We start from the raw sequence: 26187 nt of genomic DNA on the forward strand, positions 1-26187 counted from the left end.
ATCGTAATGCCATGGCAGCTACTGCGCGGCCTCCAGCAGCTCGTCGAGCGACTCCCGCAACAGGGTGGGCAGCATGTCGACGTCGCTCATCGCGTCACGATCGGCGTTGACGCCGAAGTAGAGCATGCCGTTGTAGGACGTCACACCGATGGCGAGCACCTGCTTGTTGAGCAGAGGCGGAACCGAATAGGTCTCCAACAACTTGGTGCCCGCGACGTACATCTGCTTCTGCGCGCCAGGCACGTTGGTGATCAACAGATTGAACTGTCGTGCCGAGAAACTGGTCGCAACCCGAGTTCCCATGGCGTGCAACGTCGGTGGCGCAAACCCGGACAGCGTGACGATGGTCCTGGCGTCGACGAGGCTGGCCGCCGTCGAATGCGATTCGGTGGCATGGGCGATCTGCGACAACCTCACCACGGCGTTGCCCTCACCGGTCGGCAGGTCGACGAGGAAGGGCGAGACCTCACTGATCGCCTGGCCTGGCCCCGACACGTCGAGCTCTGCCTCCGGGTACACCGACATGGGCACCATCGCCCGGATCGTCGACGTCGTGGTGACCGGCTCCCCGCGCGACAGCAGCCAGTTGCGCAACGCCCCGGCGATCACCGCGAGGATGACGTCGTTGACGTCGCAGTCGTAGCGCGCGCGCAGCTTCCGGTAGTCGTCGAGCTGATGCCCCGCGACCGTGAAGCGACGATTGCGGGACACCGTCGTGTTCAGCGGACTGCTCGGCGCCGTCCCGCGCGCCAGCGTCCGGGCGACGTCGGCGAACCTTCGGCCGGTCTCGGCCAGTTGCCCGGTGCTGGTGATGGTCTCCACGACCGCCGAACGCACTGCCGCCAACTGGGTGCCGGGCCGGGCGACGAACTCACCGACGGCGCCGACGGTCAACCAGGCGTCGCTGGGCTCCCGCGCCGGAATCCAGATGTCCTCACCGAACTCGGGAGCCTTCTGCGTGCGGTCGGCGATCACGTGGCCGATCTCCAACGCCGTCATGCCGTTGACCAACGCCTGATGCGACTTCGTGTAGATCGCGATGCGATTCTTGGCCAGGCCCTCGACCAGGTACATCTCCCACAACGGGCGGGACTTGTCGAGCGGCCGCGAGCCCAGCCGCGCCACCAAGTCGTGCAGTTGCGCGTCGCTGCCAGGAGACGGCAGGGCCGACCGCCGAATGTGATAGGTGATGTCGAAGTCGCGGTCGTCGATCCACACCGGGCGCGCCAGCCCGTTGACCACCTCGCGCACCTTCTGCCGGTACCGCGGAATCTGAGGCAAGCGCTGTTCGACCGTCGCCAACAGAGTCTCGTAGCTCAAGCCGTTGCGCGGCTTGCGCAGGATCGACAGCGACCCCACGTACATCGGGGTTGACGTGTTCTCGAGGTGATAGAACGACGCGTCGGCGGCCGACAACCTCGTCACCATGACCGCCACCTTCCCTCGCTCCACTCCCGATCCCCGTCACGGTAACCGGCGAAACCCGTGCGCCGCATTACGGGTGCGTGGACGTGTCCCCAGGCCGTGGGATCATGAATCGTCTGCTCCTCTCCAGCAGATGTCGTCCACCCGCATCGACCGCTGGAGAGCTGCCGTGACCGCATCACGCATACCGACTCGTCGTACCTCGTTCACCTCACCGGTCGTCGACTACGAGCCACCGCCGATCTCGCCTCAGATCGGACCGTGCCCGCCGCCGACATCGGCGGCCATGCACCGCCGTCACGCCCCGCGACCACTACGGGCGGTACCCGCCGCCACCCCGCACGACGGAGAACCACCCCCGCCGCAGGCCGCCGCCGTCTTCGCCGAGACCGCCCTTCGGCGGGTTCTCGAGGTGTCGGATCGACGCCGCCCCGTCGCCCAGTTGCGGCCACTCGTCGCACCGGCACTGTTGGACGCGGTGGCGGCGTTCACCAGAGCCGGTTCACGCGACGGCGCTGCCGTCCTTCGACGGGTGCGCCTGCGAGCGGTGCACGTGCTCGACGGCGAGGCGGCGGCCGCGGAGGTGTTCGCCACCTACTCGCGTGGGCGGCGCGTCCGCGCCATCGCCGGGCGCGTCGAACTCGTCAAGGGGCGATGGATGGTGGTCGCCCTGCAAGTCGGCTGATTCCCCCGACCCGCGTTCAGCCGCTCCGGCACGATTCGCGGCTCAGCCGCGGCGAGCCTTCGGTGGGCCGCCCCGCGTCTGGCGACGCGCCGCTTCCCGACGCTCGCGCCGTGAGCTACCCGTGGGCGCCGCGTGCCTGCCGCCGCCACCGTCGCGCTGAACCTCGGCCGAACCGTCCTCGGCCGGACCCGTATAGGTCATCGGCCGAGACTGCTCGTCGTCGATTCCCTTGACCCGCAACGCAGCTGGCGCCTGTCGGACCGGCTCGGGGACCACCTCGTCGGAGTCGGAGTCGGTGAGGGTGTCCACCTGGCTCGCCCTGGCGGCGGCGTCTGCGGCGAACTGCGCCAGGTTCGGCGGCGCTGCCGTCGCACCCACCTGCGACGCCGGGGCGGGCGCCGCCTGGACCTGGGCGTTGAACAGCAGACCGACCGACTCTTCCTTGAGCCCGTCGAGCATGCCCATGAACATGTCGTAACCTTCGCGCTGGTACTCCACCAGAGGGTCGCGCTGCGCCATGGCGCGGAGCCCGATGCCCTCCTTGAGGTAGTCCATCTCGTAGAGGTGCTCGCGCCACTTGCGGTCGATCGTGGTGAGCAGGACGCTGCGCTCGAGCTGCCGCATGGCGCCCTCGCCGCCGATGGCGGCCAATTCGGCCTCGCGCGCCGCGTAGGCCCGCCGGGCGTCCTCGATGAGCGCTTCGCGCAGCTCCTCACTCGTCAGCTCACCGGGCTCGCCGACCGCGTCCGAGTCGACCAGGTCGTGGTAGTCGATTCCCACCGGGTAGAGCAGCTTGAGCGCGTCCCACAGCGCGCCGAGGTCCCAATCCTCCGAGTAGCCCTCCGACGTCGCGCCGTCCACGTAGGCGTTGACGACGTCTTCGACCATCTGCTTGGCCTGCTGCTGCACTTCCTCGCCCTCGAGGATGAGCCGCCGCTCGGCGTAGATGACCTTGCGCTGCTGGTTCATCACCTCGTCGTACTTGAGGACGTTCTTGCGGACTTCGAAGTTCTGCTGCTCGACCTGCGTCTGCGCGCTCTTGATGGCCCGGGAGACCATCTTGGCCTCGATCGGCACGTCCTCGGGCAGGTTGAGGCGAGTCAGCAGCGACTCGAGCGTCGCGCCGTTGAAGCGCCGCATCAACTCGTCGCCAAGCGAAAGGTAGAAGCGAGACTCGCCGGGGTCACCCTGACGGCCCGCGCGACCACGCAGCTGGTTGTCGATGCGGCGCGATTCGTGACGCTCGGTGCCCAGCACGTACAGGCCGCCGACTTCGCGGACCTCCTTGGCCTCCGCCTCGACTTCGGCCTTCACCTGAGGCAGCACGTCGTCCCAGGCGGCTTCGTACCCCTCGGGGTTCTCGACGGGGTCAAGCCCACGGTCGCGCAGCCGCTTGTCGGCGAGGAAGTCCACGTTGCCGCCGAGCACGATGTCGGTACCGCGGCCGGCCATGTTCGTGGCGACGGTGATGGCGTTGCGCCGTCCCGCCTCGGCGATGATGTTCGCCTCCTGCTCGTGGAACTTCGCGTTCAACACGTTGTGCGGGATCCGGCGCTTGGTGAACTGCTTGGACAGGTACTCCGAGCGCTCGACGCTGGTGGTGCCGATGAGGACCGGCTGCCCCTTCTCGAAGCGCTCGCTGACGTCGTCGACGACGGCGATGTACTTGGCTTCCTCGGTCTTGTAGATCAGGTCGGATTGGTCGGTGCGGATCATGTCCCGGTTGGTCGGGATCGGCACGACGCCGAGGCCGTAGATCTCGTGCAGCTCGGCGGCCTCGGTCTGGGCGGTGCCGGTCATGCCGGAGAGCTTGTCGTACAAGCGGAAGTAGTTCTGCAGCGTGATCGTGGCCAGCGTCTGGTTCTCGGCCTTGATCTCGACGTGCTCCTTGGCCTCGATCGCCTGGTGCATGCCCTCGTTGTAGCGGCGGCCGACCAGCACGCGGCCGGTGAACTCGTCGACGATGATGACCTCGCCGTCGCGGACGATGTAGTCCTTGTCGCGCTGGAACAGCTCCTTGGCCTTGAGGCAGTTGTTCAGATAGCTGACCAACGGTGAGTTGGCGGCCTCGTAGAGGTTCTCGATGCCGAGCTGATCCTCGACGAACTCGACGCCGATCTCGTGAACGCCGACGGTGCGCTTGCGGATGTCCACCTCGTAGTGGACGTCCTTCTCCATCAGCGGGGCGAGACGCGCGAACTCGACGTACCAGTTCGACGCGCCGTCGGCGGGCCCGGAGATGATCAACGGAGTACGGGCCTCGTCGATGAGGATCGAGTCGACCTCGTCGACGACGGCGAAGTTGTGGCCGCGCTGCACCATGTCCTCGACGGTGTGCGCCATGTTGTCGCGCAGGTAGTCGAAGCCGAATTCGTTGTTGGTGCCGTAGGTGATGTCGGCTGCGTACGCCACGCGCCGCTCGTCGGGCGTCATCTGGCCGAGGATCACGCCGACGTCGAGGCCCAGGAAGCGGTGCACGCGACCCATCCACTCGCTGTCGCGCTTGGCCAGGTAGTCGTTCACGGTGACGACGTGCACGCCGTCACCGGAGAGCGCGTTCAGATAGGCCGGCAGCACACAGGTCAGGGTCTTGCCCTCACCGGTCTTCATCTCGGAGACGTTGCCGAAGTGCAGGGCGGCGCCACCCATGATCTGGACGTCGAACGGCCGCTGATTCAGCACCCGCCACGCGGCCTCACGGGCGACGGCGAACGCCTCCGGCATGATGTCGTCGAGCGTCTCACCACCGGCGACGCGCTTCTTGAACTCGTCGGTCTTACCGCGCAGTTCGTCGTCGGTGAGCTTCTCCACCTCGTCGGACAGGGAGTTGACATAGTCGGCGACCCTCTTGAGGCGCTTGACCATGCGGCCTTCGCCGAGACGGAGCAACTTCGACAGCACGCTAATTTCCCCTAAGCCTGGATGCGGCCTCGATGGGCCTCGAATCGCTTCAAACGAGGTCCATCGTAGGTGACCGGCCGACCCGGCCGGCCGAACGCGCCGCACAGGGCGGTCGCGCCGGCCGCGGGTGACTACCGGCTAGGACAGCCGGATGAGTCCGTAGTCGTAGGCGTGACGCCGGTAGACGACGGTCGGCTTGTCGGTTTCCTTGCAGTGAAACAGGAAGAAGTCGTGGCCGACGAGCTCCATTTCGTAAAGCGCGTCGTCGACGGTCATGGGTGTGGCGGTGTGCTCCTTGGTCCGCACGATCCGACCGGGTTCGTGGTCATCGAGGGCCGGGCTCTCGTCTTCGACGGGCGCCGACAGCGGCTCGACGAGACGGGTGATCGCGGTGGCCTCGGCGAGCGAGACGGGCGTCTTGTCCCCGTAGTGAATCTTGCGACGGTCCTTGCTGCGCCGGAGTCGGTTCTCGAGTTTGCTTACCGCCGATTCCAGCGCCGCGTAGAAGCTGTCGGCGCAGCCTTCGCCGCGCGCAACGGGTCCTCGGCCCCTGGCCGTGATCTCGACGTGTTGGCAGTTCTTGCGCTGCCTGCGATTGCGTTCGTGGTCGAGTTCGACGTCGAACAGGTAGATGGTGCGGTCGAAGCGCTCGAGGCGAGCCAGCTTCTCGGAGACATAGGTTCGGAAGTGATCGGGAACTTCGACGTTGCGGCCCTTGACGACGACCTCGGCGTGGGGGCCGTCGTGCGACTCCTCCTCAGCGCCCACCATCGTTGACTGGTTGGTGTCCACGGATTGTATTGACATACTTGGCAACTCGCTTCCTCTTCGGCGGAGCACGCGCTGAGGCGTGCCGACAAATAACAGGAGCGCAGCGAGGGAACCCGAACGAAGTCCGCCCGCGGCGCAAGGTGTCGAGAGCTCACCTCCTCGCTTTTCGGGCGATGTGGCGCCAATGGTTCTAGACGCCGCCGTGAGTCGTTCACGGGTGGTTGGTCCCGACGGTAGTCCGTGTTCACCCGCCTGTGCCACATATTCGGCACACGTGTTTTTAGTTCTTCATTCCGGTTTGATCTCACGGTAATTTGACGGCTCCGCCGGACGCGGGATCAGGCGTGTGCGACCGCGAGGACCGCGGCAACGCGCGCTCCGTCCGTTTGCAGGACGTGGACCGACTCCCGGGCGGTGGCACCCGTCGTCACGACGTCGTCGATCAGAAGCACTTCCCCACCCACGGCCCCGCGGACCCTGAGCCGGCCAGCGATGTTCCGCTCCCGCTGCCCGGGCGACAACCCCACCGAATCGCGGGTGAAGGCCCGCATCCGCAAGGCCGCGACGACGACGACCCCTGGGACGGCGGCGGCTTCTGCGATGGCCGTCACCGGGTCACCACCCCGCCGACGCGCCGCCGATCGCCTGGTGGGCGCGGGGACCAGCGTCAGGGGCGCCTCGACGACGCCCCACGTCAGCAGGCGAGTCAGTCCCGCGGCGACCGCCGTCGCGAGTGGCCCGACGAGGTCGGCGCGGCCGTGTTCCTTCATCGCGATGATCGCTGCGCGCCGCGGCCCTGCGTAGCGGCCGAGGGAGAACACGGGCACGCCCGGGTCGAGGCGCGGGGTGATCACCAACGGTTCGTCGGTGTGCACGGTCAGCGTTCGCGCGCAGGTCTCGCACCATCGCGTGCCCGGCGCGCCGCATCCGCCGCACTCCAGCGGAAGGACGAGGTCGAGCAGCATGGGGTAAGTGTGGCGGCCGGGTCCGACACGGCTCGTTCTTCCCGCCGAGTGTGAAGTCATGCCACGCATTTCGGCGAAATGGCGCGAACAACTTCACACTCGCGGGGGCTTTGGTCGAAGTGTTTCCATCGCGCGCGTATGCAAATCTCGCAGCATTCAATCCACCCCGAACACAAGGCGGCGAGGGGCGGACAAGTCGCTCAACGGGCTGGGCTGCCTGCAGGACCTTCGAAAGTCGCAAGTAGGTCTTGGACCGATCCCGACAACAGGTGCGAGAGCTTCACCAGCACGGCAACGCCGATACGCCCCCGCGCTTTGGCTACCAAGTCTTCCGAGTTACGGAGGGACACATACCCGTCCGCGTCCGGTTCATCGATTGAGTAGCCGGGCGCTAGCTGCTCCTCCCCTGCAGCGAACTTGAGACGAGCAAGCCCGCGCTTAGCACGCACACTCGCTCCGAAGACACCGAAGAGATACCGCTCAATGGTCCGCAACGAAGTTGCGTAAAGCTCGAACTGCTCTGGGAGCGAACGTTCGGCCACGGAAAGCGTGAATGAGTCTTCTCCGTCGCTCCGGATATAGAATCGGATCTCTCCGCCCGGATTCGTCCAAAATATGGCAGCGTCAGACGATCCTGCAGGAGTAAAACCGTAACCTGCCATCGCCGCCCATTCGATGAGCTCGTTGGATATTTTTACTCGTGTCACTCCAGAACCCCATCGAGTTTCCGAATCGGTACCTTTTGACCGAATTCATCGTAAATTAGCACTTGGAGCGCTCCGCCATCACGCCCAAACGCGGGGGCAATCTCCGAGACCTCGATCTTCCAACCGTCAGGCAGGTTGACAAGGCGAAAATCGTTGTAGGGCTCGTTCAATGAGGCAACCGGCAGGCCTCGCTCTTCGAACGACGGCGGTACCCCGTCTGGCATGACTCCAAGATAAGCGCCATTGTCGTCACCGATTCGATCGAGGTACGGCCCATAGTCTCGGAGGTACGCGTCGCCGGAGTCGTAAATTACTCGAGAACCCGGGACGGCACCGTCGTTGGGCGGGTACGCCTGCCATTGTTCACCGTCAGGGCCGAGCTTGTTATACCTGTCCTCATACTGGTCTTTGGTAAAAGGTGTTCCATCGACATCGTGGCCATAGGGCTCGTCGGGATGCTCGACTAGATCGAACGTTCTGCTGTTGATTTCAGTTTGACTGGGATAGTCGTCGCCGATCCAATGGCGTTCAAGCGGCTCGCCGTAATGTGGATCGTCGGGTTTGTCGTCAATTCGATGCCAGCCATCACCGTCCGCCTCATGCGAGTGCACCGGATCGTGGACACCACCGTTCGAATGGTCGCCACCACCATGTCCACCGTGATCGCCTCCCGACGAGTCATGGCTGCCATGTCCCGTGCCGTCGCCCGACCCGTGCCCGGACCCGCTCGAACCACCGGCACCGTCGCCCAACTCTCCGCTGTGTGCGCCGACGCTGACGGGAACCTTGTCGTCGGCCCCGGCAGAAGAGGACAGCCCACCGTCGTGGCTGGCCGCAGCGGGAGGTTCACTCATGGCAGGCCCTGATTCGAAGGGGCCTCCCGGTGGGCGCGAGGGATTGCTTTCCGCGACCTGCGCCGGCTCGGAGCCATGAGGTGGGGGCAGGGGTGCGTCGGCATGCGGCGGCGGGGGTTCCGAGGCATGCGGCGCGGAGGGAGCATCACCGCGCACTGGCGCGGGCTCTGCTGGCGATGGCGAAACCGGCTCTGCCGCATGCGGTTCCGGTGCAGGAGTCGGATGCGGCGCGGTGTCGACCGGTGCACGCCCACCGGAAGCGTCCGGGCCGGGGGCGGCCGGAGCGTCCACCGGCGGCCGCCCCGTCGGCGCCGACTCCCCCGGCCCGGCGCCCGGCCTCGAACTCTCGGGCACCTTGATGCCGTCGAGGTCACTGCCGACACGGCCGGCCTGAGTGGCGATGGACTTCGATTCGCCGGACGCGACCCCGAGACCGGGAATCCCGTCGCGGGCAGCACCGGCCGCCGCCCGCTCCTCGGCCGAGGCCGCCCGTCCCGCGATCCCAGCGCCGTCGGCGGCAGCGTCGGCCTCGCCTGCCCCGGGAATCAAGAACGAGGCAACCTGGGCCGCGTTGTACCCCAAGGCGCGGAAGGGATGCCCGTTTTCTACGTCCTTCCAGTCGAAGACACCCTTCGCAGCGTCGAGAGCACCCTGTGGGTCGCTAGCGATCTTCTCGGCCAACAGGGCCGGATTCGTCAAGACGGCGGCGGTCTCGCCCAATCCCTCCCACGTCTTCGCCGCTCCGGACGGGTCGTAGAGGAACCGCGTCGGATCCAATTGTCCGATGCCCTGAGCGGTCTCGGCGACGAACTTCAGGGCCCCCTCGGACCCGTCGACGATCGCGTTGAACTGGAACGCCAGCGCACCTCCGACGTCCTGACCCAGGACGCTGGTGAACTCCTTGGTCGCCCACGCCTCGAGCGAGTTGGTCGCGGAGTCCAGCTCGTTGATCCCCTGGTCGAACACTTTGGTGAGTGCGTCCGCTTCGCGCTTCATGTTGCCGAGCACGGTCTTGATCTCGTCGGCGATCTTCTTGATCTCGTCGAGCGGGTTGTGTCCGGTGAAGATGCCGCCGATGGTCTCCAGCACCCCGGCCGGACTGAGCTGATGCAGAAGGTTGCGGACGGCGTTTTGGGTGCCTTCCACCGTGCCAGCGAATCCGTCGACGGAGGTCGCCAACGTTTGTGCTCCGCTGGCGATATTCGTCAGGCCGCCGCTGATCTTCCCGAGAGCGTCGGTCATCTGGCCCGACTCGGGAATCTGCTGGGCGCTCAGGCCGGGCCCCGCCGCCTCGACCTGCCCGGCGAGGCCGGTGATCGTCGTGGCGAAGGTTCGCCAGGCGCCCGCGGCGGCGCGCATCTCGCCGGGGTTGCCGTCGGGCCATACGTCGCCGACGAACGCCTCCACCAGCGCCCAGCCCATTGGCGCGGCGATGCCGGAACCCAGCGGCGGCGGCATGCCCGGCGCGGTGAACCCCGCCGGAGTGGCCGGCGCGGGGACCGCCGACGTGCCTCCCCCGACGGTCGAGGATGCATTGGCGTGGCCGTAGTTCGCCGCGGAGGTCTGGATGCCAAATCCCACCCGGCGGCTCGCGTTGACGGCCGACGCGGCGGCGTCGAGCAGCGCCTTGCCTGAAGAGGTGTACCCCTGGGCGAAGACCAGACCCGCGGCGTCGTGTCCGAACAACGCGCCGGCGCCGGACAGGGACGAGTCGAGGGAACCGACGGCGGTGGCAATGGCGTCGCCCTCGCCGGCGACGGTCGTACCCATCCCCGCCAGGACAGCCGGATCCACCGAGATGGGTGGTGCCACGCCCTAGCCCCAGTTGCGCACGTTTGCCTGCGCGGCGCTGGAGTAGTTCTCGTGGGCACCCTCGGCGATCTGACGCAGACGCGCGAGCGCGTCGCGCATCTCCTGGGCGCCGTGATCCCACTGCTGTTGCGCCGACCGCTCGGCGTCCCCGCCGTCGCCATACCAGGACGTGCCCAACGAGGCGACCGAACTCCTGGCCTGAGCCAGGTGGGCTTCCAGCTGGGAGTCGAATTCCGACATTCGGTCGACGACCGCCAGCAGCGCCGCGGGGTCGACTTGGAAGCCGCTCACAGGCCGACCTCCGACACACGGGCGGCACCTGCCGCGTCGGATGCGTCGTACCGTTGCGCCGCGTCGCCCAGTAGCCCGGACATCTTCGCGAGCCCGTCGACTACTTGTTGGGCGCCGTCGTGCCATTCCCGCCACACCGCGTCGTACGCCGACGCGGCCTCGCCCGACCATCCCGGGCCAAGCAATCCGGATACCTCACCGTCCAGCGAGCCAAGGCCGGCGCGCAATCCGGTGGCCACCGACTCCAGTTCACCTGCCACCGCGCCAAGCACGGATGACGTCACGTGCAGATCCGACATCGAAATTCACCCCCGCTAGATCGCCGACCCGTTCAGGGTAACTCGATGCGGAGAGGGCCAAATGCACTGAATCAGAACACTTTTGACAGCGAACTCACAGGATTTTGGTGGGTTCCAATCAGCCTGGAAGTACCGGAATGGCCCCCGCGACCATGAGCGGGCGCACCTCGGTCCACATCAGGTCGTTCTCGGCGGCCGATCCCGAAAGCTGCAATACGCCACGCTGATCGGCGACGTACAGCGTGGACGGATTCGCCGCGACGGTCGACACCGGCGCCAGCAGGTTCCGGCTTGGACCGTCGGAGTTGACGCCGTCGAGGTTGACGTAGGAGACCGGGTGCTGCGGATCGGTTCGGCTGACGACGATGTCGTCACCGGTGCGCCAGGACAACGACACCGCCGTGTCGCCCAGACCAAATCCCAGTCGTCGCGGGTAGGTCAGGGCGTACAGCCCACCCTGAGTCTGTTCGACCCCGGCCAGGATGACCTGGCCGTTGACAACCATCGCCGCGCGGGTGCCGTCTCGCGACAGTTGAAGTTCCGACACCGGGCCGGGGAACTTCGTGAAGACGGCGGTGGCGTCGACGGGGATTCGGGCGGGCTGACCCGAGGCCGCTTCCTGGATGACGCGGACGATGTTGTTGCCGTCCACCACGACCCAAATCGCGTCGTCCAGAGACCAACTGGGGCGTGACAGCGTGCGGCCGTCGATGGCTTGGGAGGAGTCCCCTCCGAGCTGGCCGATCCACAGCGACGACGCCATGTCCGGGGCACCCGGTCGCAGCGTCACCACCGATGCCACCTCTTGGCCGCTGCGCGACAAGGTGGCGGCCGTCTGCCCCGGCAGGTTTCCGAAGGAGCCCGCCACCCGCGGTGCCTTTTGACCGTCCAGCGACACCAGCGACCCGCCGATGAGAGCGTGCAACCCCGCGGCGGCCCCGGGGTCCGCGCCGGGGTCGGTGGCCGCGACGTCGGAGGAGTTCCACCCCTCGGCGAACCGGTCGTCGAGCGCCGCACCGTCGGCGTTGATCACGTAGGGTCCGTTGACACCGGCCCTGTTCAGCGTCCAGATGATCTGTGCCGCAAGCAATTGCCGTGAATGCGGATCAGTCGTCGACAAGTTTTCGAGGTCGACCCGTGCACCGCCGTAACCCCGCCCGACACCGGTCTTTCCACCGTCGGCCCTGGTCACCGGCCCCCGCAACCGCAGCGGCGCGCCAAGCAGGTTGCGCACGGTGTTTGCCATCTCCGGCCGCGGGCCGGACACCAACTTGCTCACCAATTCGGTGGGCAGCTGGTCCGGATCCGACACCGCGACGTAGCGCGGATCGGGAACGACGGTCTTGCCGGTCGGGTCGACGAAGTACAGCGTGCTGCGCTTGTAGGTGGCCAAGAACTGCTGCCAGTCCAGGAATACGCCGTTGGGCAACTTGTCGATTCGCCAGCCGCCCGGGGTCTTCACCAGTTCGATCGGTCCGGGGTCGGGCAGCGCACCGTCGCCGGTCTCGAACACCCCCATGTCGGAAAGGGACCCGAGGATGTCGGCCTTCATGGTCACCGAAACACGATCGGGCTGACGGGTTTCGACGAACACGACCCGGTCGATCAGCAGCGCGCTGCCCGCGTCGTCCCATTCGTTGGACGCCGACTCGGTGAGAAACTGACGGGCGGCCAGATGACGGTTCGCAGGATCGGCCGTCGCCTTGAGGAACTCACGCAGCAGGACGTCGGGATCCATGCCCGGGGTCGGAGTCGGCAGACTCGGCGGGGCTGGGCGGTCCATGGTGCCGAGCGCTTGCGGCGCCGACGAACTCGGCACACCCGCACACCCGGTCAGGGTCAACGCGACAGTCAGAATCAGCGTGATGGCGACCAGCGCGCGTCTCACGCGCGTTCCCCGGCGGTTTCCCGGTCGCGCGTCGGCGTGACCGACGGCTTGTCCTGGCCAATGGGCTTGAGCGGCAACGGGCTTGCCGTCACCTTGTGGCCGCGCACCAACGGCAACGTCAACCGGAAGCAGGCACCCTTGCCCGGCTCTCCCCACGCCTCGAGCCTGCCTTGATGCAGCCGCGCGTCTTCGATGGAGATGGCCAGCCCCAGCCCGGTCCCACCGGAGCGGCGCACCCGCGACGGGTCCGAGCGCCAGAACCGGCTGAACACCAACTTCTCCTCACCGGGGCGCAGCCCGACACCGTAGTCGCGCACCGTGACCGCGACGGTGTCCTCGTCGGCCGCCATCCGAATCCGCACCGGCTTGCGCTCGGCATGGTCGATGGCGTTGGCGATCAGATTGCGCAGGATGCGTTCCACCCGCCGCGCGTCGACTTCGGCGATGACCGCCTCCGACGGCATGTCCACGACCAGCTCCACCGAGGCGTCCTTGGCGAGGTGACCGACGTTCTCCAGGGCGCTTCCCACCGTCAGCCGCAGATCCTCGGACTCCACCGACAGCTCCGCGACGCCCGCATCGTGGCGGGAGATCTCGAGGAGGTCGCTGAGCAGCGTCTCGAACCGGTCCAGCTCGCTGACCATCAATTCCGTCGCGCGTCGCAGCGCGGGTTCGAGGTCGTCGCTGTGGTCGTAGATCAGGTCCGCGGCCATGCGCACGGTGGTCAACGGCGTACGCAGCTCGTGACTGACGTCGGAGGTGAAGCGGCGCTGCAGGTTTCCGAATTCCTCCAGCTGGGTGATCTGACGCGACAGGCTTTCGGCCATGTCGTTGAACGACACTGCCAGTCGGGCCATGTCGTCCTCGCCGCGTACCGGCATCCGCTCGGTCAGGTGCCCCTCGGCGAACCGCTCGGCAATGCGCGACGCCGACCGCACCGGAAGCACGATCTGCCTGGCTACCAGAAGCGCGATCGCGGCGAGGAGCCCCAGCAGCACGATGCCGCCGGTGGCCATCGTGCCGCGCACCAACGCGATGGTGCTCTCCTCGTTGTTCAACGGAAAGATCAGGTAGAGCTCGAGATTGGTGACCGGCGACGACGTCGGGCTGCCGACGATCAGCGCCGGCCCCGAGAAGCCGTCGGTGTTCACCGTGGCGTATTGGTAGCTGACCTGTCCGGCCTTGACGAAGTCGCGAAGCGCCGTAGGGATCTGCTGCACCGGTCCCGCCGCGGTGGCGGCTCGCGGCCCGTCGCCGGGCACCACCAGCACCGCGTCGAAGGCGCCGGCGAGTCCCGCCCCCGAATCGACCTTGCGGTCGACGAGCGTGTTGCGCGCCAACTGAAGACTGCTGTCCAACGAGCGAGTTTCCTCGCCTCCGACGATTCCGCTGACCGTCGTGCTGGCTCGCTCGATTTCCTCGGTGGCTGCACGCACCTTGATCTCGAGGATGCGATCGGTGATCTGACTGGTCAGCACGAAGCCGAGCACCATGATGACGGCCAGCGACAGCCCGATGGTGAGCGTCACCACCCGAAGTTGGAGGGAGCGTCGCCACGCGAAGCCGAGTGCTCGGCCCAACGTGCCGAGACCCCGCAGCATCGGAGCCGAGCGGCTCCGAATGCGTCGGCGGGAACCCCAGATCACGGGGGTCCGGCCTTGTACCCCACTCCTCGAACGGTGAGCACCACCTGCGGGTTCTCCGGATCCGTCTCGACCTTGGCGCGCAACCGCTGGACGTGCACGTTCACCAGCCGGGTGTCGGCGGGATGCCGGTAACCCCAGACCTGTTCGAGCAGCACATCCCGAGTAAACACCTGCCGCGGTTTACGTGCCAGCGCCACCAACAGGTCGAACTCCAGCGGCGTCAGGGAAATCTGCTCTCCGCCGCGGGTGACCTTGTGCGCGGGCACGTCGATCTCGACGTCTGCGATCGACAGCATCTCGGCCGGACCGTCGTCGTTGCGGCGCAGCCGGGCGCGGACCCGCGCGACGAGCTCCTTCTGCTTGAAGGGCTTCATCACGTAGTCGTCGGCCCCGGATTCCAGGCCGAGCACCACGTCGACGGTGTCCGTCTTGGCCGTCAGCATGACGATCGGAACACCGGAGTCGGCGCGCAGCACGCGGCATACGTCGATGCCGTTCATGCCGGGCAACATGAGGTCGAGCAAGACCAAGTCCGGCCGCAGTTCGCGAACCGCCGTCAACGCTTGGCTGCCGTCAGCGACCACCGCGGTGTCGAAGCCCTCGCCCCTCAAGACGATGGTGAGCATCTCGGCGAGCGACGGATCGTCGTCGACGACCAGAATCCTTTGCCTCATGGTGCCCATCGTGTCACCGAAACGCGACAAACCTGAGTTACCACACCGGGCGTTTTGCCCGCAGATCAGGCAGTGAGCGCCTGCGCCAATTTCTGGGGGACCACGTCGGGTCCGGCGACGGCCCAGCGCCCCTGCCAATTCGCGGCGGCCAGCGCGGCGTAGGCAGCGCTGGTTCGACGCTGAAGGCCGTCGTCGCGCTCGTATGCGTCGCGCGTGCGATCGGCGTCGGCCGCCTCGCGACGCAACGCCCGTTCGGCGGCCAACTCGGTCGGTACGGCGAGCAACACCTGCCAATCGGGCTGCGGCATGGCGAACCGCGCGAACTCGAGTTCGGCGACCCAGGCGACGACGCTTCCGTCCACCTCCTGGTGCAACCGCGCCGCGCTGTACGCGGCGTTGGACGCGACGTAGCGATCCAGGATCACGACGTCGTGTCCGGCGCAGAGCCGTTCGATCTCGGGCTTGGCGTCCGCGCGGTCGAGGGCGAACAACGTCGCCATGGCGTACACCGAGGACGACAGGTCGCCGTGCTGGCCGTGCAACGCCTCGGCTGCGATGTCCGCGTGCACGGATTGGTGGTAGCGCGGAAATGCGAGGCGGGCGACGGTCTTGCCCGTCGACTCGAAGGACGCCTGCAGGCCGTCGGTCAGCGTCCGCTTCCCGGCGCCGTCGACCCCCTCGATCGCGATGAGCACGGGGCGAGCGTAACTGGTGCGGTTGACGCCCCTCGTGCGCCGATAGGCTCGGACGAGTGGGGCAGTCGGTGGAAGTCGTGGTGTCGGAGTTGGCCTCGGCATCTGCGCGACGGAAAGCTGCCGCGCAGAGCCTGCGCGACGGGTTGTCGAGCGTGAACGACGAGACCACGCAGTTGCTGGGCGCGGGATGGAAGGGCGCGGCTGCCTCCGCCTACGCGCCACCATGGCTTCACCAAGGGCCCGACTGCAGGATCCAGATCGGCGACTCCCACTGAAGCAGCTGATGCAGATGTCCCGGTCGGTCTCTTACGACGGCCCTACCAGAGCAGGTCGACGACGCCAAAGCCCATACAGCACAGCTCATCTCCGCCGAGAGTTAGAACGTCCCACAATTGGGCGCAGTCGGCACGCCGTTGAACCGGTCGGCGATCCACTGCATCGCGGATTCGCCGTCGACGAGCATCGGTAGGGCGTGGTTGATCACCATCTTGTTGAGGAATGGTGGCTGCTCGTTGGTGCGGAACTCGACGTCGGCGCCCTTGGCGCACCAATCCCGGCCGAGCTGGTTCGCCGCGGTCCACGGCACCAACGGGTCGAAGCGGTTGCTGTTGATCAACACTGGTGTCGTCGGCCTCAGATATCCGAGGCGTTGCATGTCGAACAGGGATTTGAACGGCTCCTCGGCGACCAGCGCAGTGATGTCCTCGGTGAAGTACGGCTGTAGGTGCCGGAACATGAACTTGGAGGCTGTCTCCGCGATGCACTGGTCCTGCACCTTCTGCAGCAGATCGGCGCCGCGCGGCGTCATCTTCGACCGGATCGCGTCGCCGAATTCCGGATAGGTCGTGATGACCGAGTTGAGTGCGTAGCCGACCACCCCGACCAACGCGCTGCCGTCGGCGTACGGGAAGAGTTCCTTGAGGTCGGCGGGTGGCGCACCCGCGTAGGTTCCCACGATCGTGAGATCGGGAGCGTAGGTCGGTGCGAGTTCTGCCGCCGACGCCGCCGCTCCCCCGCCCTGCGAATATCCCCAAAAGGCAGTCGGGCCATGGGGATCCAAGGACGTATCGGGTAAGCGCATCGCCGCCCGGCCCGCGTCCAGGCCGGGCGTACCGAGTCCTTGGTAGTCGGTCATGACGATGGCGAAACCACGGGCCACCATCGTCGCGACGAACAGCTCTTCGTAGTTGAAGGAGAAGTCCAGATACGGGGCGAAGTGAATGCCCTGGTTGAACTGTCGCGACGGCGCGCACTGGTCACCCTGCCCCTGCGTGCCGGGTCCGTAGACGATCAGCGGACGTGGGCCGCGCCCCGGCCAGTCGTTGAACGGCTCGAAGTACGTTCCGGTGACGGCCATCGGATTGCCGCGAGCATCGGTGCTGCGGTACATGATTCGCGTACCGGTCGCCATGATGGCACCCAGTTGCCCGGAGGGCTCGAGCACCAGCCGTGAGGGCTCGGTGCGAATCAGGTCGCCGGGCTGCCCGGGCGGCAACGGTTCGGGCGGAGTGTAGAACGCGGTGTACTCGTCTTCGTTGTACTTCGGATCACGCACGTCGTTGGTGGGATCCGCATGCGACGAGGGCGCCGCCACCAGGGTTGCCATCGACAAGAGGACAAGCAGAACTCCCGCTACCCGGTGCATGATGGCCGTACCGTAACACTTGGTGTGCTTTCGTCCGGCGTTCAACGAGCCACCGCGCGAAAATGCCTATGACAAAACGGCATTGGCCGACACCAGTCGAGACGGACGAACGGCCCCGACCCACCGAAGTGGGGCAAGGCCTTCAGGAGCTGCTACAGAGCAACCGCACACATAAGCGGTAGTACTCGTCGCAGTACTCGGGCTTGGCGTCCGCGCGGCCGGGGGCGGACAACGGTCCTGCCCGGCGCCGTCGTCAGCGCGGCGGGCGAAGCCGGTACGCCGGATGCCCCGCGTGCGCCGATCGCCCCGGACGAGCAGGGCAGCACCTCAGTCGCGCGGATCGACGGGATTGATCCGGTTGACGATAAGCGGGTCGGCATTGGTGAACGGGAACCGCGGCAAGTCGTCGACGTGCATGTTGAACGTGGCGGCCAGCACTTCCCTCGAGTACGCACTGGCAGACGCGCGGTAACCGATGTCGGCCGGCGTCGGCTGGTCGAAGAAGATCGCGAAGTGCAGGTCCGGGGCGTCGAACACCTCGATGTGGTGCGGGTAGGCGCGGGGAATGAAGTACATGTCCCCCTCTTTGAGATACCAGGTGTCAAGTGAGCCATCGGGATTCATCAGCGTCATCCGCGAGCTTCCGGTTGCGACGTAGCCCATCTCGGCCGTCGACGGGTGCCAGTGCGGCTCGCGCATGCCGTCTTCGCGGATCCTCAGGGAGTACATCGAGAGGTCCTTGAGGGCCGGCCAGAACTGCACGCGAGCCAGCCGGGCCGAACCGACGGCGCTTCCCACCGGCGGGCTTTGCGCTTCGACCGCGAACTTGTGCGGGTCGTTGAAGTGGGCGTTGGGCGGTATCACCGGGTCGCCGACGCGTGCCGCCAGGCGTCGGTCGCCGGTGTCGCGACGCATGGTGGCGAAGTCAGACGCCGGGAGGTCGTAGGTGTTGCCGAGTACGGCATCGGTCATCGCACCGAATGCGGCCCCCAAACCGAAGTCCTCCGGGCGCTCGTGCCGGAACGCGAGGACGAATTCGGCCGGGTCGTCTCCGATGTTCTCGATGTGGTGCAGTGAGCCCGAGTCGACGTGGAACATCTCCCCCGGGCCGACGACGAACGGGGAGAACTGGCTGCCGCTGTCGAGCACCGACACCAGTGACGTGCCGGAAATGCAGTAGGTCAACTCATTTGCGTTGGCATGCCAGTGCGGGGTGCGCATGGCACCGGGGTTGATCACCAAATGCTTGATCGACATCCCCGCCAGGATGGGCAGTTCGTTGGCGGTGACGCGGCGCATGGATCCCAGATCCGATTCCTCCACGATCTCGCCGTCGAGCAGCGAGAGCGAATGTGCGTTGCGGTCGAGCCTCGCGGTCATGTGTCATCCCTTTCTCACCCAGCACACTGCGGTCATCGTGAGTACGCCGCCCAGGTCTGGGCGTAACCGGCATTGGTTTGCCATTCGGCGAATACGGCGGAATCGGTGCGCAGCATCAGTGGAACGGCCAGATCGCTACGTCGGCCGGCGACGAGCCGTTGCTGATCCATCCACCACTGCGGGTGGGCGCCGGTCACGATGTCCAAGCTCACCACCTCCGCCGCGTCGACGGATGCGACGACCGGGGCCTCGGCGTCGACCGGGTTGACGGTGAACACCCCACTGGAGCCTTGGGCCCCGTTGCCCACCGCGTTGGCGACTATGCAGTAGGCCTGACTGGTCTTGGCCGCGGCGTACCACAGGCACATGGTGTTGGCCGGAAAGCCGTGTGCGAAGAGGCCTTCCGATTCCTGCAGGGGTCCGCCGTAATTACCGGTCCAGTTCGTCGGAGCCGCGATCAGATCAGCCCGACGGACGCTGAGCACGCCGCTCGCCTCGGGAAACCGTAGGTCTTCGCACAGCAGCAGGCCGATCCGTCCGATGTCGGTCTCAAAGACCGGTAGGTCGTCGCCAGGATTGGCCCATCCGTAGGACGCGTCGAGATGGCATTGGCGATAGGTTCCCGCCAGTTTGCCGTCTGGCTGGACGAGCAGCGCGGTGTGGAAGAGTTGGCCGTCGGCGCGCTCCACGTGACTACCCACCACGAAGCTGCCAAGCCGAACTGCGAAGTCCGACAACACCTGCACAGTGCGTCCGAATCCAGATTCGGCCACGTCCGCCGCCGCAGCGGCATCCTTCGGGACGCCGTGGATGGTGAATGCGGGGAACACCACCAGCCCACCGGTGGTCTCGACCGACTGCAGCGCGAGAACCTGCTCGTTCGCCCGGGCGATGTTGCCGTCACCGTCGCCGGCGACGACGGCATATTGCACGGCCGTGACGGTGATCGCGTGGGACTCCCGGGATGCCCGAGTGTCGCTGGGCGACTTGAAGAATGCGAGATCGCCGTAGAGCTCCGGTCGACGCCGGGTCAGCGTGGCCTTCTGGTCGTTGACGTAGAGGGAGGGGTCGATCTCGCCGTAGAGGATGGCGCCCGGGTTGGCCGCAGTGAGGTTCTGCTGGGTCGCGGGCAGGTGTCCCGTCCGCCGGCCGTCACCCTGCCAGATCGATGCCGAACCACCGTAGACCACCGAAATCCCAGTCGTGGGATTGCTTTCCACGTTGTTGCGATCGGCGGCCACCATCGCCAGACCGTTCCACGCCGCCAGCTGTTGGACGGCGGCGATCGTGGAGTGGTTGCCTGCCGACTCCGCAGTGAGCTGAGTGAGTACCCGATCGCTGGAGCAGATGTAGGCGATCAGATCGGCACCCTTGAGTGCGGCCAATCGGCCCGGTTCCCAGTAGGTGTCGTCATAGCAGATGACCATGGCGATTCGGCCGAGCTCGGTGTCGAACACCGGGTAGCCGGTGTTGCCGGGGGTGAACCACATGACGTCGCTGGGGTTCAGCCCATTCTTGCGGTACTTGCCGATGTAACCGTCGGGTCCGATGAGCGCACCGGTGTTGTAGGTCAGCGTCGTCGCGGGGTCGATCTCGGCGATACCGATGGCCACGTGGCAGCCGTACTTGGCGCAGACCGACGCAACCGCATCGGTGCCGGCGCCTGGCACGGAGTCCATGTAGGGCAGGAACTGCTCGAGATCGCGATAGATGTACCCCGAGAGGGCTGCCTCCGGCAGCACGATGAGCTTCGCTCCGGCAGCCGCCGCTTCGTCGACGACTGCACACGCTCGCTTGATGTTTCGTTCCAGCTCGAACAGCTCGGGATTGAACTCGACGGCGGCGACCTTGAACGGAGCGAGCGATGCCATGAATCTCCCCAGTCTCAGGCGTCCCCAGAGGCTAGTGCCTGCGGCCAACTCCGATGACTGAAAAGGGATTATCAACAGCGCAAAGAGCCCCTGGCACACGGGGTGCCAGGGGCTCTCGTTCGACGCGGCTACCTTAGTAGCGGTAGTGCTCCGGCTTGTACGGGCCGTCGACGTCGACGCCGATGTACTCCGCCTGCTCCTTGGTGAGCTTGGTCAGCGAGCCGCCGAGTGCCTCGACGTGGATCTTGGCGACCTTCTCGTCGAGGTGCTTGGCGAGGCGGTAGACCTCGTTGTCGTACTCGTCGTTCTTGGTCCACAGCTCGATCTGGGCGATGACCTGGTTGGAGAAGCTGTTGCTCATCACGAAGGACGGGTGTCCGGTCGCGTTGCCCAGGTTCAGCAGACGTCCCTCGGACAGCACGATGATCGAGTGGCCGTCGGGGAAGATGAACTCGTCGACCTGCGGCTTGATGTTGATCCGGCGGATGTCCTTGTCGCGCTCCAGGCGAGCCATTTCGATCTCGTCGTCGAAGTGACCGATGTTGCCAAGGATGGCCTGGTGCTTCATCGACCGCATGTGGTCGAGGGTGATGATGCCCTGGTTGCCCGTGGCGGTGATGACGATGTCGGCCCAGCCGATGGCCTCTTCGACGGTCTTGACCTCGAAGCCGTCCATCAGCGCCTGCAGGGCGTTGATCGGGTCGATCTCGGTGACCGCGACGCGGGCGCCCTGCGCCTTGAGCGCCTCGGCGCAACCCTTGCCGACGTCGCCGTAGCCACACACCAGCGCGGCCTTGCCGCCGATGAGGACGTCGGTGCCGCGGTTGATGCCGTCGATCAGCGAGTGACGGGTGCCGTACTTGTTGTCGAACTTGCTCTTGGTGACCGAGTCGTTGACGTTGATGGCAGGGAACGACAGCTCGCCGGAGGCGGCGAACTGGTACAGCCGCAGCACGCCGGTGGTGGTCTCCTCGGTGACGCCCTTGACCGACTCCGCGACCTTGGTCCACTTGGTCTTGTCGGCCTCGAGCGAACGACGCAGCAGGTTCAGGAACACCTTGTATTCGTCGGAGTGCTCGTCCTCCTCGGGCGGCACGACGCCGGCCTTCTCGAACTGCGCGCCGCGCAGCACCAGCATGGTTGCGTCGCCACCGTCGTCGAGGATCATGTTGGCGGGCTCACCCGGCCACGTCAGCATCTGGTCGGCGCACCACCAGTAGTCCTCGAGGCTCTCGCCCTTCCAGGCGAAGACGGGGACGCCCTTGGGCTCCTCGACGGTGCCGTGCGGGCCGACGACGACGGCCGCGGCGGCGTGGTCCTGGGTGGAGAAGATGTTGCACGACGCCCAGCGGACTTCAGCGCCGAGAGACACCAGGGTCTCGATCAGCACCGCAGTCTGAATGGTCATGTGCAGCGAGCCGGATACCCGGGCGCCCTTGAGCGGTGCGACGTCGGCGTATTCGCGGCGCAGCGCCATCAGGCCGGGCATCTCGTGCTCGGCGAGGCGGATCTCCTTGCGGCCGAATTCGGCCAGTTCCAAGTCGGCGACCTTGTAGTCGACGCCGTTGCGGACATCGGCGGTCAGTGCTGGTGCAGTCATGTAGAGCCCTTACTTCGTTGGTCATCTCGGGTCGTCAAATGCCATGCGCGCACGCACGGTGCGCCGGCGACACCCGAAGCCTGCGGACTCGCGGGACAGGCGCTATGGCGCACTGCCGGCTAGGAGGTGTCTATGACACCGTATCGCTCGGCGAACGGTGTCATCAAACGGGCCAGGTCACGGGCAACGTCGTGATCGGCTTCCGGCGGCATCGAGACGTAGCTCATCGCGAGCCGCACGATGGCTCTGGCCAGCACTCCCGCGTCCTCTTCGCTCGCGCGGACCCAGCTGTGCATGAAGGTCGAGGTGAGTCGCTGCGAACACCTCGTGATGATGGGCGCACTATCGGTGGTGATGATCTGAAGGAGGTCGGGCTTCGCCGCACCGGTCAGAAGCGAGATGACCAGGGGGTCGGATGCCGACTCGGCGAAGAAGGCCCGGAAGCCCTCCAGGAACGCGGTGTAGACGTTGCCGACGTTGGCCTCGATGGCGATGGCGACCGCGTCCACCAGACGATCGGCCAACCGCAGCGCGTAGCCCTCGGCCAGGCCCTGGCGTGATCCGAATTCGTTGTAGATGGTCTGACGGCTGATGCCGGCCGCCTTGGCGACGTCGGTGAGCGTGATGGAGGACCAGTCCCGGACCAGGAGCATGTCCCGCATGCCGTCGAGGATCGACCCGCGGAGCAGAACTCGCGACGCCTCGGCGTACGGCACGCGTGCGGCCGTACGCCGGTCGGTCGGACTGTTCATACGCGCGAGACTATCGGTTCGAGGGGCGGTCAACCCCGTGCAACCTCGACCATCTCGAAGTCCGACTTCGCCGCGCCACAGTCCGGGCAACTCCAGTCCTCGGGGATGTCGTCCCAACGGGTGCCCGGGGCGATGCCGTCCTCGGGCCATCCCTTCTCTTCGTCGTACTCGAATCCGCACTGCACGCAGACGAACAACTTGAAATTCATGGCGTCACCCTCACTGTGTCATTTCCCGTCGCTTCGCTCGCCCCGGGTTCGAAGTCGACCTTTTCCCGAACCGCACAGTCCGGGCAGCACCAGTCGTCGGGCACGTCGCTCCACGACGTTCCCGCCGGAAAGCCCTCGCGGGGAGCACCTTTCACTTCGTCGTAGACGTAATCGCAACCGGGGCAGCGAAAGGCGCTCATTGGGCCGCCCCGTACTTCGCCATCACCTTGGCCCGCACCCGCGGATGGATGTTGACCCGGCTCAGGTCGCCGCCGTAGTGCGCCAGCACGCGGTGGTCCATGACCTTGCGCCACAAGGGCGGAAAGTAGGTGAGCCCGATCATCGAGGCGTAGCCGCTTGGCAGGTTCGGCGCACCGTCCATGCTGCGCAGGGTCTGGTAGCGGCGCGTCGGGTTGGCGTGGTGATCGCTGTGCCGCTGCAGGTGATAGAGGAACAGGTTGGTCACCAAATGATCTGAGTTCCAACTGTGTTCGGGCGCGCACCGCTCGTAGCGTCCGCTCGCGGTCTTCTGCCGGAGCAGCCCGTAGTGCTCGAGGTAGTTGACGGTCTCGAGCAACGCGAAGCCGAACACCGCCGAGATCACCACGTACGGAATGAGCGCAACGCCGAAGAACGCGATCAGCGCGCCGTAGAGCACCACCGACATCGCCCAGGCATTCAGGACGTCGTTGGACGGATGCCACGGGCTCCGGTTCAACCGCCGCATCCGCTGTGCCTCGAGTTCCCACGACGACTTCAGACTCCCCCACACGCTGCGCGGCAGGAACTCCCAGAACGTCTCACCAAACCGGGCCGACGCCGGGTCTTCCGGTGTCGCCACCCGCACGTGGTGGCCTCGGTTGTGCTCGATGAAGAAGTGGCCGTAGCACGTCTGCGCCAGAGTGATCTTGCTCAGCCAGCGTTCGAGAGTGTCCTTCTTGTGCCCCAATTCGTGCGCGGTGTTGATGCCGACGCCGCCCATCATTCCGACTGACAGCGCCAGACCGATCTTGGCCGGCCATCCCAACGAGCCGTCGAAACCGAGCCAACCGAGGTCGGACGCCGTGAACAGATAGGCCCCGAGGACGACGGTCACGTACTGGAAGGGGATGAAGCTGTAGGTGCAGTAGCGGTAGTACTTGTCGTTCTCCAACCGCTCCATCACCGCGTCGGGCGGGTTTTCTCCGTCGGGGCCGAAGCGCCGATCCAGCAACGGCAGGACGACGTAGACCAGGATCGGGCCGATCCAGAAGGGCACCTGCGCGGCCGCGTGCCAGCCGAGCTGGTTGAGCGCCCACACCACCGGGAGCATCACCAACACCGCGGTGGGCACGATCAGCCCCATCAGCCACAGGTACCGCTTCTTGTCCCGCCATCGATCGACCGGAACCGTGCCGTCCGCCGATTCCACGTGTGTCGTCACCGCTTCACCTCCATGTGAGTGCCATCACCAACTGCGGTTGACTGTAGGCGCAATTTTGTCTCACGTCTAGACACGGAGCCATGTTTTGTAAAGTATCGATGCGCACGCGGTCGCCGAGATCTGCCGTCGGGTCGTGAATCGAGTGCGGGCGCAGCCGTCCCGCAGAAGTCGGCGAAGCTGGGTCAGCTCTGAGCGTCGGCGGAATCCCGTTGACCGAGCACCGACTTGCGGCGGCCGTACAGCAGGTACACCGCCACACCGACGACCATCCAGATGCCGAAGCGAATCCACGTCAACCCGGTGAGGTTCAACATCAGCCACACGCACGCCACGATCGACACGATCGGCAACAGTGGCACCAGCGGCGCCCGGAAGCCGCGCTCCAGGTCGGGCCGAGTCCTGCGCAGCACGATCACCCCTGCCGACACCAGCACGAACGCGAAGAGGGTGCCGACGTTGACCATCTCTTCCAGACGGTCGATCGGAAACACCGAGGCAGCGAGCGCGACCACCACCCCGACGAGCACCGTGATGCGCACCGGCGTACCGCGCGGACCGGTCTTGGCGAGCTGCCGCGGCAGCAGTCCGTCCCGCGACATCGCGAACAGCACCCTGATCTGGCCGAGCAGCAGCACCATCACCACGGTGGTCAAGCCCGCCAAGGCGCCGATCGAAATCACGGTCGCCGCCCAGTCGACGCCGTTGGCGGAGAAGGCGGACGCCAGGTTGGCCTGTCCGTCGGGGCCCGTCTTGAGATCGGTGTAGGACACCATTCCCGACAGCACCACCGTCACCGCGACGTAGAGCGTCGTCACGATCCCGAGCGAATAGAGGATGCCGCGCGGCACGTCGCGCTGCGGATTCTTCGTCTCCTCCGCGGTGGTGGCCACGATGTCGAAGCCGATGAAAGCGAAGAACACGATCGACGCGCCCGCCAGCAGGCCGTACCAGCCGTAGGTGCTGCCCTCGGCGCCGGTGATCAACGAGAACACCGACTGGTCGATGCCAGAGCCCGCCTCGCCGCCGGACTCGGCAGGCGGAATGTAGGGCGTGTAGTTGGCCGCCTTGACATAGAACGCACCGACGACGATGACCAACAGCACGACGGCCACCTTCACGGCGGTGATGACGGCGCTGACGTTCGACGACAGCTTCGTCCCCCGCGCCAACAACAGACAGATCACGCCGATGATCAGCAGGGCGCCCCAGTCCAACGTGACGGGACCGAGGTCGACGGTGCCGCCGGAGAACCCGAACACGGTGCCCAGATACGACGACCACCCCTTGGCCACCACGGCCCCCGCCACCGCAAACTCCAGAATCAGGTCCCAGCCGATGATCCACGCCGTGAACTCGCCAAAGGTGGCGTAGGAGAAGGTGTACGCGCTGCCGGCCACCGGCACCGTCGAGGCGAACTCGGCGTAGCACAGCGCCGCGAGGCCGCAGGTGACGGCGGCGATGACGAACGACACCGAGATGGCAGGGCCGGTCAGGTCACCGGCGGTGGACGCCGTAATGGTGAAGATGCCCGCGCCGATGACGACGGAGACGCCGAAGACGGTCAGATCACGCCAGGTCAAGTCCTTTCGGAGACGCGTGTCCGGTTCGTCGGTGTCGGCGATCGACTGTTCGACCGACTTGATACGCCACCGATCCGTCATATTTGGTCACCCTCTTCTGGTCGTGTGACCGGG

Annotated in this window: 23 protein-coding genes; 2 read left to right on the plus strand and 21 right to left on the minus strand. The window is 66.3% G+C overall.

Going from position 1 to position 26187, the window contains the following annotated elements:
• Window positions 1-18: 18 nt before the first annotated feature.
• Complete coding sequence (locus B1790_RS12655) at window positions 19-1428, minus strand: wax ester/triacylglycerol synthase family O-acyltransferase (RefSeq protein ID WP_079923731.1); 1410 nt, start codon at window positions 1426-1428, stop codon at window positions 19-21.
• Between the two features lie 130 nt (window positions 1429-1558).
• Between B1790_RS12655 and B1790_RS12660 the strand changes: the two genes are divergently transcribed.
• Window positions 1559-2110: an Rv3235 family protein gene (locus tag B1790_RS12660; protein ID WP_079923557.1), complete on the plus strand. Its 552-nt coding sequence runs from the start codon at window positions 1559-1561 to the stop codon at window positions 2108-2110.
• A 42-nt stretch (window positions 2111-2152) separates the two neighbouring features.
• Here B1790_RS12660 and secA read toward each other — a convergent pair whose 3' ends face one another.
• The 11 genes from secA to B1790_RS12715 all read right to left on the minus strand — a co-directional run bounded on the left by secA (window position 2153) and on the right by B1790_RS12715 (window position 15613).
• Entirely contained in the window at window positions 2153-5011 is a 2859-nt protein-coding gene (gene secA / locus B1790_RS12665; protein ID WP_079923558.1) for a preprotein translocase subunit SecA, read from the minus strand.
• Window positions 5012-5149: 138 nt separating this feature from the next.
• Complete coding sequence (gene hpf / locus B1790_RS12670; protein WP_198951996.1) at window positions 5150-5782, minus strand: ribosome hibernation-promoting factor, HPF/YfiA family; 633 nt, start codon at window positions 5780-5782, stop codon at window positions 5150-5152.
• A gap of 338 nt (window positions 5783-6120) precedes the next feature.
• A complete protein-coding gene (locus B1790_RS12675) occupies window positions 6121-6744 on the minus strand; it encodes a ComF family protein (protein ID WP_079923732.1) in 624 nt (207 codons plus the stop codon).
• Window positions 6745-6947: 203 nt separating this feature from the next.
• Window positions 6948-7409 carry an Imm61 family immunity protein gene (locus B1790_RS35860; protein WP_079923560.1) on the minus strand — a complete coding sequence of 154 codons (462 nt, stop codon included), beginning with the start codon at window positions 7407-7409 and terminating at the stop codon, window positions 6948-6950.
• Window positions 7410-7450: 41 nt separating this feature from the next.
• Window positions 7451-10120, minus strand: a complete 2670-nt coding sequence (locus B1790_RS12685) for a TNT domain-containing protein (protein ID WP_142271276.1) — start codon at window positions 10118-10120, stop codon at window positions 7451-7453.
• Between the two features lie 3 nt (window positions 10121-10123).
• Entirely contained in the window at window positions 10124-10411 is a 288-nt protein-coding gene (locus B1790_RS12690) for a WXG100 family type VII secretion target (RefSeq protein WP_158083812.1), read from the minus strand.
• Window positions 10408-10710: a WXG100 family type VII secretion target gene (locus B1790_RS12695; RefSeq protein ID WP_079923563.1), complete on the minus strand. Its 303-nt coding sequence runs from the start codon at window positions 10708-10710 to the stop codon at window positions 10408-10410. Before B1790_RS12695 ends, B1790_RS12690 begins: the two co-directional genes overlap by 4 nt.
• 118 nt (window positions 10711-10828) lie before the next feature.
• A complete protein-coding gene (gene lpqB, locus B1790_RS12700; protein WP_369832346.1) occupies window positions 10829-12577 on the minus strand; it encodes an MtrAB system accessory lipoprotein LpqB in 1749 nt (582 codons plus the stop codon).
• A 17-nt stretch (window positions 12578-12594) separates the two neighbouring features.
• Window positions 12595-14244 (minus strand): MtrAB system histidine kinase MtrB, encoded by a 1650-nt coding sequence (gene mtrB, locus B1790_RS12705; protein ID WP_079923565.1) that lies wholly within the window; start codon window positions 14242-14244, stop codon window positions 12595-12597.
• The gene (gene mtrA, locus B1790_RS12710; protein WP_056556032.1) at window positions 14241-14927 is read right to left on the minus strand and encodes a two-component system response regulator MtrA; all 687 of its coding nucleotides are present in this window, start codon (window positions 14925-14927) and stop codon (window positions 14241-14243) included. The genes mtrB and mtrA overlap by 4 nt, the downstream gene beginning before the upstream one ends.
• A gap of 56 nt (window positions 14928-14983) precedes the next feature.
• On the minus strand, window positions 14984-15613 hold the full coding sequence (locus B1790_RS12715) for a dTMP kinase (protein WP_079923566.1): 630 nt from the start codon (window positions 15611-15613) through the stop codon (window positions 14984-14986).
• A 56-nt stretch (window positions 15614-15669) separates the two neighbouring features.
• On the opposite strand from B1790_RS12715, the gene B1790_RS12720 reads away from it, so the two are divergent.
• Window positions 15670-15888, plus strand: coding sequence for a WXG100 family type VII secretion target (locus B1790_RS12720; protein WP_079923567.1), 219 nt, complete (start codon window positions 15670-15672; stop codon window positions 15886-15888).
• A gap of 101 nt (window positions 15889-15989) precedes the next feature.
• Here the strand turns inward: B1790_RS12720 and B1790_RS12725 are convergent, their stop codons facing one another.
• The 9 genes from B1790_RS12725 to B1790_RS12765 form a co-directional block, all read right to left on the minus strand.
• Window positions 15990-17258, minus strand: a complete 1269-nt coding sequence (locus tag B1790_RS12725; protein ID WP_079923733.1) for a lipase family protein — start codon at window positions 17256-17258, stop codon at window positions 15990-15992.
• A 327-nt stretch (window positions 17259-17585) separates the two neighbouring features.
• Complete coding sequence (locus B1790_RS12730) at window positions 17586-18638, minus strand: cupin domain-containing protein (protein ID WP_079923568.1); 1053 nt, start codon at window positions 18636-18638, stop codon at window positions 17586-17588.
• A gap of 32 nt (window positions 18639-18670) precedes the next feature.
• A complete protein-coding gene (locus B1790_RS12735) occupies window positions 18671-20509 on the minus strand; it encodes a nitrilase-related carbon-nitrogen hydrolase (protein ID WP_079923569.1) in 1839 nt (612 codons plus the stop codon).
• Window positions 20510-20642: 133 nt separating this feature from the next.
• Window positions 20643-22109 carry an adenosylhomocysteinase gene (gene ahcY / locus B1790_RS12740; protein ID WP_079923570.1) on the minus strand — a complete coding sequence of 489 codons (1467 nt, stop codon included), beginning with the start codon at window positions 22107-22109 and terminating at the stop codon, window positions 20643-20645.
• Window positions 22110-22228: 119 nt separating this feature from the next.
• On the minus strand, window positions 22229-22861 hold the full coding sequence (locus B1790_RS12745) for a TetR family transcriptional regulator (protein WP_079923571.1): 633 nt from the start codon (window positions 22859-22861) through the stop codon (window positions 22229-22231).
• 29 nt (window positions 22862-22890) lie between these two features.
• Window positions 22891-23070 (minus strand): rubredoxin, encoded by a 180-nt coding sequence (locus tag B1790_RS12750; protein ID WP_079923572.1) that lies wholly within the window; start codon window positions 23068-23070, stop codon window positions 22891-22893.
• The gene (locus B1790_RS12755) at window positions 23067-23270 is read right to left on the minus strand and encodes a rubredoxin (RefSeq protein WP_079923573.1); all 204 of its coding nucleotides are present in this window, start codon (window positions 23268-23270) and stop codon (window positions 23067-23069) included. The genes B1790_RS12750 and B1790_RS12755 overlap by 4 nt, the downstream gene beginning before the upstream one ends.
• The gene (locus B1790_RS12760; RefSeq protein ID WP_233165082.1) at window positions 23267-24493 is read right to left on the minus strand and encodes an alkane 1-monooxygenase; all 1227 of its coding nucleotides are present in this window, start codon (window positions 24491-24493) and stop codon (window positions 23267-23269) included. Before B1790_RS12760 ends, B1790_RS12755 begins: the two co-directional genes overlap by 4 nt.
• Window positions 24494-24675: 182 nt before the next feature.
• Complete coding sequence (locus B1790_RS12765) at window positions 24676-26154, minus strand: APC family permease (RefSeq protein WP_079923574.1); 1479 nt, start codon at window positions 26152-26154, stop codon at window positions 24676-24678.
• Window positions 26155-26187 lie beyond the last annotated feature (33 nt).

Source organism: Mycobacterium sp. AT1, from assembly GCF_002043095.1.
GTDB lineage: Bacteria > Actinomycetota > Actinomycetes > Mycobacteriales > Mycobacteriaceae > Mycobacterium.